The 13,657-nt window shown below is 45.4% G+C and carries 11 protein-coding genes; 6 read left to right on the top strand and 5 right to left on the bottom strand.

Annotated features, from left to right (window positions below; translation table 11 throughout):
* Positions 1-422 precede the first annotated feature (422 nt).
* The 4 genes from AACX68_RS12090 to rsmD form a co-directional block, all read right to left on the bottom strand.
* Positions 423-2,765, bottom strand: a complete 2,343-nt coding sequence (locus tag AACX68_RS12090) for a zinc/cadmium/mercury/lead-transporting ATPase (protein ID WP_228859297.1) — start codon at positions 2,763-2,765, stop codon at positions 423-425.
* Positions 2,766-2,995: 230 nt separating this feature from the next.
* Positions 2,996-3,622 (bottom strand): lysoplasmalogenase, encoded by a 627-nt coding sequence (locus AACX68_RS12085; protein ID WP_099109606.1) that lies wholly within the window; start codon positions 3,620-3,622, stop codon positions 2,996-2,998.
* A 408-nt stretch (positions 3,623-4,030) separates the two neighbouring features.
* Complete coding sequence (locus tag AACX68_RS12080; RefSeq protein WP_228859296.1) at positions 4,031-4,300, bottom strand: DUF1145 family protein; 270 nt, start codon at positions 4,298-4,300, stop codon at positions 4,031-4,033.
* A 40-nt stretch (positions 4,301-4,340) separates the two neighbouring features.
* Positions 4,341-4,919 carry a 16S rRNA (guanine(966)-N(2))-methyltransferase gene (gene rsmD / locus AACX68_RS12075; protein WP_099125042.1) on the bottom strand — a complete coding sequence of 193 codons (579 nt, stop codon included), beginning with the start codon at positions 4,917-4,919 and terminating at the stop codon, positions 4,341-4,343.
* A gap of 402 nt (positions 4,920-5,321) precedes the next feature.
* Between rsmD and ftsY the strand changes: the two genes are divergently transcribed.
* From ftsY to AACX68_RS12045, 6 genes are all read left to right on the top strand, one after another.
* Positions 5,322-7,148, top strand: coding sequence for a signal recognition particle-docking protein FtsY (gene ftsY, locus AACX68_RS12070; RefSeq protein ID WP_228859295.1), 1,827 nt, complete (start codon positions 5,322-5,324; stop codon positions 7,146-7,148).
* Positions 7,149-7,154: 6 nt separating this feature from the next.
* Complete coding sequence (ftsE, locus tag AACX68_RS12065) at positions 7,155-7,820, top strand: cell division ATP-binding protein FtsE (protein ID WP_228859294.1); 666 nt, start codon at positions 7,155-7,157, stop codon at positions 7,818-7,820.
* Positions 7,813-8,793 carry a permease-like cell division protein FtsX gene (gene ftsX / locus AACX68_RS12060; protein WP_228859293.1) on the top strand — a complete coding sequence of 327 codons (981 nt, stop codon included), beginning with the start codon at positions 7,813-7,815 and terminating at the stop codon, positions 8,791-8,793. Before ftsE ends, ftsX begins: the two co-directional genes overlap by 8 nt.
* 215 nt (positions 8,794-9,008) lie before the next feature.
* The gene (rpoH, locus tag AACX68_RS12055; RefSeq protein ID WP_228859292.1) at positions 9,009-9,863 is read left to right on the top strand and encodes an RNA polymerase sigma factor RpoH; all 855 of its coding nucleotides are present in this window, start codon (positions 9,009-9,011) and stop codon (positions 9,861-9,863) included.
* A 318-nt stretch (positions 9,864-10,181) separates the two neighbouring features.
* Positions 10,182-11,447, top strand: a complete 1,266-nt coding sequence (locus tag AACX68_RS12050) for a GntP family permease (RefSeq protein ID WP_228859309.1) — start codon at positions 10,182-10,184, stop codon at positions 11,445-11,447.
* A 26-nt stretch (positions 11,448-11,473) separates the two neighbouring features.
* Positions 11,474-12,631 carry a glycerate kinase gene (locus tag AACX68_RS12045; RefSeq protein WP_228859291.1) on the top strand — a complete coding sequence of 386 codons (1,158 nt, stop codon included), beginning with the start codon at positions 11,474-11,476 and terminating at the stop codon, positions 12,629-12,631.
* A 92-nt stretch (positions 12,632-12,723) separates the two neighbouring features.
* Here AACX68_RS12045 and AACX68_RS12040 read toward each other — a convergent pair whose 3' ends face one another.
* A complete protein-coding gene (locus AACX68_RS12040) occupies positions 12,724-13,029 on the bottom strand; it encodes a helix-turn-helix domain-containing protein (protein ID WP_228859290.1) in 306 nt (101 codons plus the stop codon).
* Positions 13,030-13,657: the final 628 nt, after the last annotated feature.

Here is a 13,657-nt window from a genome sequence, read left to right as displayed (position 1 = left end):
AATTTTCTGATTACATTAAGTTGCAATCAAATGAGAGTATTAAAGGAATAATCTGTATTCCGGCGTTTTTTTATAATAAATCTTGATACATACACAAAATATTTGCCAGTAATCTGGAGAGTATTGTTCAATCATTAATAGTCCGGTGGTTTGGCCACAACCACCGGGCGGGTATGGATGAAAGGGTGTGAAATATACCTGATTGGTTCGCTGTCTTTATTTTCGAGACGAAAAAAGAAGTGTGCTTTTTAATAAACAAGTTGTGAGTCCAGGTAGATTAAAAATGAAATAATATGAGGGGGGAATAAAAATAATTAGAAAGTTACTCATAAACTATTTCATGAACTTTCAAAGTATTTCGGAGTTAATTATATATCCCCCACTCATATTTGAGTGAGGGCGTATTCATGCAGAGAAATTATTTATTGTCCCTTATTTTTGATGCGCAGCAGACGGATAGCATTCGCGGTCACCAGCGCTGTAGCACCTGAATCCGCTAACACTGCCATCCACAATCCTGTAATTCCCAGTAAGCTGGTGATAAGGAATATAGCCTTCAAGCCTAATGCGATAGTGATATTCTGACGAATATTGTAGTGTGTTGCACGTGACAGAGTAATAATTTCCGCCAGACCAGTCAGCCGGTTATGAGTCAGTGCGGCATCAGCTGTTTCCAGCGCAACATCCGTACCACTTCCCATCGCAACCCCAATACTTGATGCTTTCATCGCCGGTGCATCATTAATACCATCACCGACCATCATTGTTTTGTGTTTTTCATTAAGCTGCATAACCGCCGTGACTTTGTCTTCCGGTAGCAATCCTGCCCGATAATCAATATTTAGCTGGCCTGCAATAGCTGCCGCTGCCCGGGGATTATCGCCCGTTAGCATCACCGCATTGACGCCTTGACGTTTCAGGGACTGAATAGCTTCAATGGCATCCTGACGCAAAGTATCCTGCATGGCAATCAGACCAATAAACTGCCCATCCTGAACAATGGCAACAGTTGTTTTACCGCTGTCTTCCAGTTCAATAACCCGTTGTTTCCATTGTGGTGATAAAACATTTTCAGAAAGCCGTCCGGGGGCAGAGACCAGTATCTTCTGCCCTGATAACTGACCTTCAATCCCAATACCGGCAAGGGCTTTGCGGTTCTCCGCTTCGACAACCGTTATACCTTTATTTTCCGCTTCATTAAGAATGGCTTTTGCCAGCGGATGATGAGATCCACTTTCTACCGAACCCGCTAATGCCAGCAATGTTTCCACACTGATATTTTCCACGGGTTCGACATTCGTAACCTGAGGCTTTCCTTCAGTCAGTGTACCGGTTTTATCCAGTGCAATTGTGGTGATGCTGCCGAGTTGCTCTAATGCTGCACCGCCTTTGATGAGTGCACCACGGCGAGTGGCAGCGGCGAGGGCGGAAGTAATCGCAGCAGGCGTTGAAATAACCAGAGCACAAGGGCAGCCAATCAATAGCAGGGTCAGGCCGCGATAGATCCACATATCCCACGGTTCGGCGAAAAACAGGGGAGGTATCACGATAACAAGTGCCGAGAGCAGGATAATCAGCGGCATATAGATGCGGCTGAATTTATCGATAAAGCGCTCAATCGGAGCACGGCGTTCTTCAGCTTCTTCAATTAACTGTAGGATACGGTCAATGGCGTTTTGTCCCGGTTCAGAAACAACCTGCATTTGCACTGATCTATCAATAGAAAGGCAACCGGCTGCGACTTTTTCCCCTTGCTGGCGTTCAACAGGGACAGATTCTCCCGTCAGAGCACTTTCATCGAAACTGGCAAACGGATTAAGAAGTTCGGCATCTGTAGGCAAACGAGCACCCGGAGCGATTTCAATAACGTCTCCCGGACGCAGATCAGCGGCAGGAACCTTTTTCTTGATGCCACCTTTTACAAGTAGTGCCTGTTCGGGAACCAGAGCCATCAGAGCGCTGACACCTCTTCGAGCACGACCTGCGGCATAACCCTCTAAGATTTCGCCTAACTTGAACAGTAAAATCACCATTGCGGCTTCTGAAGTAGCGTTGATGAACAATGCACCGATAGCCGCTACAGTCATTAATGTTTCAATGGCAAAGAAAGAGCCGGAGCGGAACAATCTGATGGCTTTGATTGCGATAGGATATAACCCAATCAAGACCGTAATGATGAAGGCGATTTTTCCGGCAGGAGCACTCATTTTAGCGATGACCCCGCTAGCGGCCATCAATACCGCAAGAAGGAGAATCGGAGAGAATGTTTTCCAGAGGCTGGTTGCTGGTGGCAGTTTAGATGTTGAATCGGTTTCTTTGATTTCAAAACCCGCTTGCTTTACCGCTTTGACGATATCAGCCCGAATATCTGAATCTGCATCTACAACCAGCTTTTCGGTAGTGAATAACACCTTAACCTGTTTAACTTTATCCAGTCTTTTTACTGCATTTTCGATTTTGCCTGCACAACTTGGGCAATCCATACCCTGAATAATCCAGTTAAAACGCTGTCTGGCTGTCAGTTCAGCGGGGGCTGCATCCTGTACAGGGTGTGCGTGAGTATGCGAGCAACTTCCGCCATGATGATCATGCGAATGGCTTTTATTATGGGAGTGGGCATGATCATGGGAGTGTTGATGCTTTGTATCACGTGTACGTGATTGCTTACTTTCATTTCTTAGGCTGGAAGAACCCTGCAAGACTCTTTTTGGGGACGAGATAGAGCCACGCTGCGATTGTTTATGTTTTTTGGAAATAGAGAACATAATGGCCTCTCAATGATGTTTATTCAGGTTGATTACCATTAACTCTACACTTTAGAGTTCACTCCAGAGTCAAATAAAAAAAGCAATTATTTTGATGAATTGTGCTATTACCGATGGGGCCTGCTATGTAGCAGACAGCGTTGTAATGGGAAGAAATGGCAAGAATATCTGGGTATTGAAGTGGGGCGTTGATATCAACGCCTCACTTCGGATGAGAATAAAGCAATGATTTAAATAATCAGTGAACGGATAATCAAAAAATGCCCGATAAAACGGCAGGAGGCGACGATTGCTTTTGATAGTTTAAAAGGAAAACGGTATTGGCTAATCATGCTGATGCTGTGCGCAAGAAGTAACAGAATTGCTCCGACCATAGCTGAGAGACGGCTTTCATTACCGAGCGCAAAATATTGTTCTCCGGCAACCCAAACCATAATGAGCACCATAACCCAGGTATCGAGCACCCGCCAGCGTAGTTGATCCAGACGGCTCCAGATAACCAGCATCACTACAATACCGACTACCAATAGAATTAATGGCAGTGGAAAGAATAAATGGAAACTCATATGCAGGGCGAAGCTGATGGTATAGAGCAAATAACTCAGAAATAGCGCGACGAATGAGAATAGTAAATACTTACTGGGGAGCATTCGGAGTGAGTCAGAAAGCAGGGCGGTGATAAGGCCTGCAATAATCAGGTAGCCGGAAGCTTCAAGGTTTGGAGCCTGAAATGCCCATAATAGCAGAAGCAGCATCGTGACCGGATAGAACACCCATTGCTGCCATTTGATACCACGATAGGCGGCATCAATATATAACCATCCAGAGAAGAACACAGCAAGAAATGGCCAACTCATATTTTTCCTTTCCTTAAATGTTCAGCGCCTGTTTTATCAGGAATTGCTGTTTATGATGGGGATAAAGCGAGAGTACCAACTTTAATTTTATATTAACGAGAAGGTAACGTTTTATTATCAAAAGGAATGTACGTCAATGAGTAATCGTGTGGCGTAAATTTGGCGTATAAAAGGGAAGGCCACTTTTTTGCGGTTTCTGCCCCAGTCACATTGTTGCTTATATGGCTGGGGAGTTGCTGTTCAGTACTATTTGTTATTTACCGGGAATATGACTATACCCTTCGTTTTTCAAGCTGCCTCTTTGTTGGCTACACTCGTTCACCCCAGTCACATAGTTATCTATGCTCCAGGGGATTTACTCCCTTGCCGCCGCGATGCAACTTGAAATCCATTGGGTATATGAAGGTATTATTTTTTTTCCGGCCGGTTTTTTTTCTGCCATGACAATAACTCAAATACCCCGAAAAAGAAGATCTTAGTTTGCAACCAGCCAGAAAGTTTTTGGTCTTTCGGCTGAGAGTGTTTTAACAACAAAAGTTGGAAAGCATGCATGACTACGGTAAAAACCATAGCGATATCCATAAAATACTTTAATGGCTTAGGGAAGGGTTGAACCAGATTTAGGATCATAATCCCCCAGACACAGACCATAATTGCTCTTCCCAATTGGATAAACATCATTGACTCCAGAATTGTATTTAAATAGCCAGACCGTCATTTACTGGCGGCGAATATATAACCTGTATGCAACCTGACCGGCAATCTTTTCCCGGTGTAAGTGCCAGTTTGCCGGGACTGCTGTCGCGGCAGATTCAGATTCTGCTTCGACATAAACCCAGCTTTCCTTAGCCAGCCATCCGTTAGTTTCCAGCAAGTTGATGGTCTCTTCCAGCATTCCTTTCCGAAATGGTGGGTCAAGGAAAATGATATCAAAGGGCGTTCCGGCCTGATTGAGATGTTGTAGCGTATTGTTTTGTATCACCTTGCCGTTGTCTGCCTTCAGTAGCGCTAAATTATTCGATAGCTGTTTTGCTACATTACGATCGTACTCAATCAAAGTGGCACTGTTTGCATAACGTGATAACGCTTCAAATCCGAGTGCTCCGCTGCCGGAAAAACAATCCAGACAGTCAGCCCCCTGAATGACGGGCATTAACCAGTTGAACAGAGTTTCTCGGACACGATCGGTTGTCGGACGTAGCCCCTCACTATCAGGAACCGGTAATTTTCTTCCGCGCCATTTTCCGCCAATAATACGAATTTGCCCTAAAGACGAGCGCTGTGGTTTTTTAGTCATAGTTACATAAATTAATTATTTGTCATCGCCGTAATATTATCTACTGCTTATCAGGCCTTGATGGTGAATAAAAAGACGAGGATCAGGAAACCCATTGATTAATTTACCACGAAATCCTCAATAGAATATGTGTTGTGGTGAGATGAAAATGTTAGACTGGATTTTATCACCATTAGAACCTATCTCTGTAGGCGTAATTGTTAAAATAGAGACCTAACAGATTTCAATTTATGTCACAGACAACAAAGAGGCAACTTGAAATATGAAGAGTATAGCGTCTATTGGTCTGAGTTCTTGACTTATCCCGATAAGAACTGATGGCCTGAAATAAAGGTAATTCCAGTCAGTTTCTGGTGTAGGTTGTTATAACGCCATAATTAACCGCGAGGAGTGTAGTGGCCGATGGCAAAAGAAAAAAAAAGAGGTTTCTTCTCTTGGTTCGGACTTGGTCGTCAGGAAAAGAAGCAACAAGAAGAACAAATTGAACAAGAAAAGCTGGCAGCGGCAGAAGCGGAACAACAGCGTTTAGCGGAAGAAGCGGCGCGTCAGGCGGTAGCAGAAGCGGAACAGCAGCGTTTAGCCGAAGAAGCGGCGCGTCAGGCAGCAGCAGAAGCGGAACAGCAACGTTTAGCGGAAGAAGCGGCGCGTCAGGCGGCGGCAGAAGCGGAACAGCAGCGTTTAGCCGAAGAAGCGGCGCGTCAGGCAGCAGCAGAAGCGGAACAGCAACGTTTAGCGGAAGAAGCTGCGCGTCAGGCGGCAGCAGAAGCGGAACAACAACGTTTAGCGGAAGAAGCTGCGCGTCAGGCAGCGGCAGAAGCGGAGCAACAGCGTTTAGCGGAAGAAGCGGCGCGTCAGGCAGCGGCAGAAGCGGAACAACAACGTTTGGCGGAAGAAGCCGCGCGTCAGGCAGCAGCAGAAGCGGAACAGCAGCGTTTAGCGGAAGAAGCGGCGCGTCAGGCAGCGGCAGAAGCGGAACAACAACGTTTAGCGGAAGAAGCGGCGCGTCAGGCGGCGGCAGAAGCGGAACAACAACGTTTGGCGGAAGAAGCGGCGCGACAGGCGGCAGCAGAAGCGGAACAACAGCGTTTGGCCGAAGAAGCGGCGCGACAGGCAGCGGCAGAAGCCGAGCAGCAGCGTCTAGCCGAAGAAGCGGCGAGACAGGCGGCGGTCGAAGCGGAACAGCAGCGTCTAGCGGAAGAAGCGGCGCGACAAGCGGCGGCAGAAGCGGAACAGCAGCGTTTAGCGGAAGAAGCGGCGCGTCAGGCTGAAGAACAGTCCTCTTTACCTAAAGAGCAGGAACGTCCGACTAAAGAAGGTTTTTTTGCTCGTCTGAAAAAAAGTCTGGTAAAAACCCGCCAGAATTTGGGTGCCGGATTTTTAGGATTATTCCGTGGTAAGAAAATTGATGATGATCTGTTTGAAGAACTGGAAGAACAGTTACTGATTGCTGATGTTGGTGTAGAAACAACTCGCAAGATCATTAGCAATTTGACAACTCACGCCAGCCGTAAAGAATTGAAAGATGCGGAAGCGTTATACATAAAACTAAAAGAAGAAATGTCAGGTATTCTGGCTAAGGTCGATAAACCACTGGAAGTTGAGGGTAAATCGCCTTATGTCATTTTGATGGTCGGTGTGAATGGCGTTGGTAAAACGACGACAATTGGTAAACTGGCTCGCCAATACCAGTCACAGGGTAAAACCGTCATGCTGGCTGCGGGTGACACTTTCCGCGCCGCAGCGGTGGAACAATTGCAGGTTTGGGGTGAGCGTAACAAAATCCCGGTAGTTGCACAGCATACCGGGGCCGATCCGGCTTCCGTCATTTTTGATGCTATTCAGTCAGCTAAAGCTAAAGGTGTTGATGTCCTGATTGCAGATACCGCAGGACGTTTACAGAATAAAGCGCATTTGATGGAAGAGCTGAAAAAAATCGTGCGGGTAATGAAAAAGCTGGATGAAGAAGCCCCGCATGAAATTATGCTGACTTTAGATGCCAGCACAGGTCAAAATGCAGTCAGTCAGGCTAAACTATTCCATGAAGCAGTGGGTTTGACCGGTATTTCGCTGACCAAATTGGATGGAACTGCAAAAGGTGGCGTGATTTTCGCTATTGCGGACCAATTCGAAATTCCGATCCGCTATATTGGTGTTGGGGAAGGTATCGAGGATCTCCGTCCATTTAAGGCTGACGATTTTATAGAGGCTCTTTTTACCCGGGAGGATTAACTATCAATGATTCGCTTTGAACAGGTCAGTAAAGCCTATCTGGGAGGACGGCAGGCACTACAAGGGGTGGATTTCCACCTGCGTCCGGGAGAAATGGCATTTTTAACCGGTCATTCAGGAGCGGGGAAAAGTACGCTTCTGAAACTTATTTGTGGCATAGAGCGCCCGAGTGCCGGTTATATCTGGTTTGGCGGGCATGATGTCAGCCGATTGAAAACCCGTGAGATCCCCTTCTTACGCCGTCAGATCGGTATGATTTTTCAGGATCATCATTTACTGTTGGATCGCACTGTATTCGATAATGTAGCCATGCCATTGATTATCTCAGGCGCCAGTACCGAAGATATTCGTCGGCGGGTATCGGCAGCGCTGGACAAGGTAGGCTTGCTGGACAAAGCGAAAAATTTCCCGATTCAGCTCTCCGGGGGGGAACAACAGCGTGTTGGTATTGCCCGCGCTGTTGTGAATAAACCCACCGTTCTGCTGGCGGATGAGCCGACGGGGAATCTGGATGGTGAACTATCTGAGGGTATTATGCGCTTGTTTGAACAATTCAACCGGGTCGGTACGACGGTTCTTATGGCGACGCATGACACCGCTCTTATTGAGCGCAGGAATTATCGTATCCTGACCCTGAATCAGGGGCGTATGCAAGGAGAGCATCATGGCTAAGCCTACCCGTCATTCAACGAAAAAAACGATCTCTCCCAAATCCCGCTCCAAATCGCTGAAAGGGGGATGGCGCGTACAGTCACGTTATGCATGGAAAAGCACACTGTCTGATATGTTATTCCAGCCACTGGCGACTTTGCTCACCATCATGGTGATAGCTATCTCGCTGACATTACCGAGTGTATTTTACATCGTCTGGAAAAACGTGAATCAGGCTGTGGAACAATGGTATCCCGTACCACAACTCACGGTGTATCTGGATAAATCACTGAATGACGTCAGCTCTAACCAGTTGATTGAAGAGCTAAAAGCAATGGATGGCGTGAAGTCAGTGAACTATCTGTCCCGCGAGGAGGCCGTGAATGAATTTCGCGCCTGGTCAGGGTTTGCCAGTGCCTTAGATATGTTGGAGGAAAATCCGTTGCCTGCGGTAGCGATTGTCTCCCCTAAACTGGATTTTCAGAATTCACAGGCGCTGACAACATTACGTGACCGTGTTGCACAGCTAAAAGGTATCGAAGAAGTCAGAATGGATGATGGCTGGTTTGCCCGGCTGACGGCACTGGCTGACCTTATTGGCCGGATTGCTGCGGTAATAGGGGGGCTGATGGTCGTTGCGCTGCTTCTGGTGATTGGTAACAGTGTGCGTTTAAGCATTTTCAGTCGCCGTGAAACAATTAATGTTATGAAACTGATAGGGGCAACGGATGGATTTATCCTTCGGCCTTTTCTCAATGGAGGGGCATTACTGGGAATTCTGGGAGCGATCCTTTCGCTGCTTCTTTCGTACCTGCTAGTCTGGAAACTTTCCAGCGTTGTCACTGAAGTTGCCAGCGTTTTCGGTACAACTTTCAAGTTATACGGCCTGGGTTGGGATGAATCACTATTACTGGTACTGATTTCAGGTATGATTGGTTGGATTGCAGCATGGTTTGCGACTGTCCAGCATTTGCGTCGTTTCAGGCCTGAATAGAACACTTTTGTTGGACTTATGGTGAACTTTTGGGCTTAATCATAGTCGAAGAAACTGTTATTGTTTTGTATACTTTGTATGTGTGAGCATACAATGCAGATAATTTGAATGTGATCCTCACGATGGTAAAATAGACTCATCTTTGGCCTGAAAAAATCTAATAGGTTGATTCAGGAAAGTTTAAAAGACCACTAATTTAGTTTGAGAGAATTTGAATGACAAAAGAAATGCAAACTTTGGCATTAGTTCCGCAAGGTAGTTTGGAAGGGTACATCCGTGCTTCCAATGCTTATCCTATGCTCTCTGCAGAAGAAGAGAAGGAACTGGCAGAAAGGCTGCATTACCAGGGAGATCTGGATGCAGCAAAACAGCTGATTCTGTCTCACCTGCGCTTCGTTGTTCATGTTGCTCGCAGTTATGCTGGTTATGGTTTGCCGCAGGCGGATCTAATTCAGGAAGGCAATATCGGCCTGATGAAAGCGGTTCGTCGATTTAATCCGGAAGTGGGCGTACGTCTGGTGTCTTTTGCTGTTCACTGGATTAAGGCAGAAATCCATGAATACGTACTGCGTAACTGGCGTATTGTGAAAGTTGCAACGACAAAAGCGCAGCGTAAGTTATTCTTCAATTTGCGCAAGGCTAAACAGCGTCTGGGCTGGTTCAGTCAGGATGAAGTTGATTTGGTTGCCAAAGAATTAGGGGTGACCAGCAAAGATGTTCTGGAGATGGAATCTCGTATGTCGGCGCAGGATATGGCATTTGATATGCCATCTGATGACGACAGCCATGATAATCCGCCAGCTCCGGTACTGTATTTGCAGGATAAAGCGTCTGATTTTGCGGATGGCATTGAAGAAGACAATTGGGAAAACCATGCTGCGGATAAACTTACTGTAGCAATGGAAAAGCTGGATGAACGTAGTCAGGATATTATCCGTTCCCGTTGGCTGGATGATGACAACAAATCAACTTTGCAGGAACTGGCAGATAAATATGGTGTATCCGCTGAACGGGTTCGTCAGCTGGAAAAAAACGCCATGAAAAAGTTACGAATGGCAATTGAAGCGTAATTTACACAGCTAGCTGAGCATGAACGATATATATTTATGTTGAACACATGCAATAGCAGATTAAAAGGCGATAATTTAGTTATCGCTTTTTTTATGCGCGTTATTTATATAAATGAGTTATGCGTATATACACAATGGATTTTAAGATGCGTCGCGGCGGCAAGGGAGAGAGTCATCGGGAGCATAGATAATCGTATGTTTATAAAAACGGTGACCGGGGTGAACGAGTGCAGCCAACAAAGAGGCAACTTGAAAGACGAAGTGTATAGTAATCTTTCGGCTTCAGCTAATAATGAAGTCATTGAGGATAATGACAAGATGACGACTGTTTCTGCTATTGGTGCTATTGCTGCATTGTTTGTTTCTATCGTTCTGATATTAAGAAAAGTTTCTCCTGTTTATGGCATGATGGCGGGTGCGCTGGTTGGCGGTTTGATCGGGGGTGCAGACCTGATACAGACCGTCAATTTGATGGTCACAGGGGCACAAGGGATGACTAATGCTGTCTTACGTATATTGGCAGCGGGTGTTCTGGCTGGTGTACTGATTGAATCCGGTGCAGCCAGTACCATAGCTGAGACTATTGTACGCAAGGCAGGCGGCAAACGGGTCTTATTGGCATTAGCAATCGCAGCAATGTTGTTGACAGCCGTTGGTGTATTTATTGATGTGGCAATCATTACCGTTGCACCGATTGCTCTGGCAATCGCCCATCGGGCTGATTTATCAAAGATGTCGATCTTACTTGCCATGATTGGCGGAGGTAAAGCCGGAAACGTCATGTCTCCCAATCCAAATACGATTGCTGCATCAGAAGCTTTTCATGTCCCTTTAACATCGCTGATGGTCGCAGGTATTCTCCCCGGGCTATTCGGGTTAGTAATGGCTTACTATCTTTCAGGAAGAGTGATAACGCGGGGGTATAAGGTCAGAAGCGAAGAGCTGACAATGACCGCACAAGAATCTCTTCCCTCTTTTATGGCTGCAATTTCGGCTCCTGCTATTGCCATTTTTTTGCTGGCTTTACGTCCGGTTGCCGATATCACTATTGACCCTTTAATTGCATTGCCCGTAGGAGGATTGGCTGGTGCTATTATTATGGGGCATTGGCGTCAATCAAATCGATTTATTCTCTCTGGGCTGAGCCGTATGTCGCCTATAGCTATCATGCTATTAGGGACGGGGACACTGGCAGGCATCATCGCTAATTCTGAACTGAAAGAAATATTGATCCACGGAATAACAGCATCAGGTCTGCCAGCCTATTTACTGGCTCCGGTTTCAGGGGCTTTAATGTCAATGACAACAGCATCCACCACCGCGGGTACAGCCGTTGCTTCGGCTGTTTTTGCACCTACTTTACTCGATTTAGGTATCAGTGCATTAGCGGGAGCTGCGATGTTACATGCAGGTGCTATCGTACTGGATCAGCTGCCACACGGCAGTTTTTTCCATGCGACAGGAGGCAGTGTATATATGCAGTTACACGAACGCCTGAAGTTATTGCCATATGAAACGCTGGTGGGCTTAACTATCGCTTTTATTTCAACCTTAATCTTTGGCGTATTTGGTTTTGCGGGTTAGATAAATTGCGGGAGAGAGAAATTATTATGAAAATTGTCATTGCTCCGGATTCATTTAAGGAAAGTTTAAGTGCAATGCAGGTAGCGGAAGCGATAGAGCAGGGATTTAGGGAAATCATTCCGCAGGCCAATTACATCAAGTTACCAATGGCTGATGGTGGAGAAGGCACGGTAGAATCAATGGTGGCTGCGACAGGAGGAAAAAGATTCACATGTACAGTCACTGATCCTCTGGGGCAACCTGTTGAGGCTTTTTGGGGGTTACTGGGTGATGGAAAAACCGCAGTGATTGAAATGGCAGCTGCTTCAGGCCTGCATTTGGTGCCACTGGCACAGCGTAATCCTCTGATAACAACAAGTTATGGTACGGGGGAGCTAATTCTGGCGGCTCTGGATCATGGTGTCGAAAAGCTGATTTTAGGTATTGGTGGTAGCGCAACCAATGACGGTGGTGCCGGAATGATGCAGGCACTTGGGGCAAATTTAACGGATGGCGATAACCGTCCTTTACCCTTTGGTGGGGTTGCGCTAACACGTTTGGAAAGTATTAATCTCACAAACCTTGATCCTCGTCTCAGTCAGTTAGAAATTACCGTCGCCTGTGATGTCACTAACCCGCTATGTGGTGAATCAGGCGCATCTGCGGTATTTGGGCCACAGAAAGGAGCGACACCAGAAATGATTAATATACTGGATTCAGCTTTGCTCCATTACGGGATGAAAATTAAAACAGTAACAGGAATTGATGTGCTTGATGCTGCAGGAGCTGGTGCTGCCGGAGGTATGGGAGCCTCTTTACTCGGCTGTTTGAATGCAAGATTACAGTCGGGTGTTGAAATTGTACTTGATACTCTGAAGCTGGAAAAAGCAATTCAGGGCGCAGACTTGGTTATTACTGGCGAAGGACATATGGATAGCCAGACTATATATGGAAAAACACCTATTGGTGTTGCACGCATAGCCAACAAATTCGGTATACCTGTTATCGCATTAGTGGGAGGAATGAGTAAAGATTATGATGTTGTCCATCAACATGGGCTGACTGCTGTATTTTCTATTATCCCTGAAGTTTGCACTCTTGCTGACGCTTTAGCTGACAGTACCGATAATCTGCATGTATTGGCTCGTAACATTGCATCGGTTTGGTACATAGCTCGTGCACATAAAAAAGAAGGCGGCGATTGAGAAAGTGAATAAGTACCCAGTAGAGTCAGAAGCCCACATGTTTTTCAGTTTAGTGCGGGCTGGCAGGCTTCTGACGGCGGGTTATTCCCCATCTAACAACCATTTTTTCCTATAATTGTTTCAGCAATGGGAATATATTGAGTATCCAGTTTATTAACAATGCCTTCCTTGCTCTCTTTTTCAAAACAGTCTTCAAAGAACCAGGAAATCTGTGTTTCCAATTCCAGACAGATGGCAACCAGATGAGTAATATTGATTCGATTGGTTCCTCTTTCATAACGCGAAAGTTGTTGCTGGCTGATACCAATTTGTTTCGCTAAGGCAGTTGCCGTGATCCCTAACTCTTTCCTTTTCTGTTGAATTCTTTGCCCGACTAGTAGGTTTGCATCTTCTTCCATATCTTATCCTTTCATCTTTAAATCAGTAAGTTATGGCGTTATCAAGGATAATTGCCCTGGAGCTTAAAAATGACTCAGTTTTTCTTCGTCATTGTGCACGACATAGGAAATACCCTGACGGATTTACCATCGTTCATGGTATGCCTATTGTTACACCTGATTCGCCGTTTTGTTTTCCGACATGCGCTTTGTTTTTTTAATGAAATAACCTTTTTTATTAACGTCTTGTAAAAAACAGAACCTTTACTGAGGCAAGGTAGGCTCTTCCATGATGCAAACCACGTTTCTCTATTTTGTTATTACCTTGCTTCTTGCAACTGCTTTTCCTCGTCATTGAGCAAAACAGCACTCCGTTCTTCTCATATGAGGAATAATGAACAGGCCTTAAAACGTTAAGTTTGTTATTTTTATATACATAACATATTGAATTTAAATTAAATTTAATTAATTAAATCTATAAAAACCCAATAATATAATTTTTTATAAACAAATCGCCATTATTTGGCATATTTTTGATTTTTAAAGAAGCTTTCTAAGGTTAGAAACTAAACAAAATATACCAAACTGTTTGGTTTGGATTTATAATCTACATTATCTATATGGTATAGAATTAAGTTCTGTATATGAA

Origin of the sequence: Xenorhabdus sp. PB61.4 (assembly GCF_963894935.1) — a bacterium.
Lineage (GTDB): Bacteria > Pseudomonadota > Gammaproteobacteria > Enterobacterales > Enterobacteriaceae > Xenorhabdus > Xenorhabdus stockiae.
Note: the sequence above shows the minus strand (reverse complement) of the source record. Positions and strands in the feature narration are given on the sequence as shown.

Bases quoted from the DNA above. Each gene is read 5' to 3' on its own strand.
- AACX68_RS12080 (WP_228859296.1), bottom strand. From the start codon at position 4,300: ATGTTTATCCAATTGGGAAGAGCAATTATGGTCTGTGTCTGGGGGATT.
- rsmD (WP_099125042.1), bottom strand. From the start codon at position 4,919: ATGACTAAAAAACCACAGCGCTCGTCTTTAGGGCAAATTCGTATTATT.
- ftsY (WP_228859295.1), top strand. From the start codon at position 5,322: ATGGCAAAAGAAAAAAAAAGAGGTTTCTTCTCTTGGTTCGGACTTGGT.
- ftsX (WP_228859293.1), top strand. From the start codon at position 7,813: ATGGCTAAGCCTACCCGTCATTCAACGAAAAAAACGATCTCTCCCAAA.
- AACX68_RS12085 (WP_099109606.1), bottom strand. From the start codon at position 3,622: ATGAGTTGGCCATTTCTTGCTGTGTTCTTCTCTGGATGGTTATATATT.
- ftsE (WP_228859294.1), top strand. From the start codon at position 7,155: ATGATTCGCTTTGAACAGGTCAGTAAAGCCTATCTGGGAGGACGGCAG.
- AACX68_RS12090 (WP_228859297.1), bottom strand. From the start codon at position 2,765: ATGTTCTCTATTTCCAAAAAACATAAACAATCGCAGCGTGGCTCTATC.
- AACX68_RS12045 (WP_228859291.1), top strand. From the start codon at position 11,474: ATGAAAATTGTCATTGCTCCGGATTCATTTAAGGAAAGTTTAAGTGCA.
- rpoH (WP_228859292.1), top strand. From the start codon at position 9,009: ATGACAAAAGAAATGCAAACTTTGGCATTAGTTCCGCAAGGTAGTTTG.
- AACX68_RS12050 (WP_228859309.1), top strand. From the start codon at position 10,182: ATGACGACTGTTTCTGCTATTGGTGCTATTGCTGCATTGTTTGTTTCT.
- AACX68_RS12040 (WP_228859290.1), bottom strand. From the start codon at position 13,029: ATGGAAGAAGATGCAAACCTACTAGTCGGGCAAAGAATTCAACAGAAA.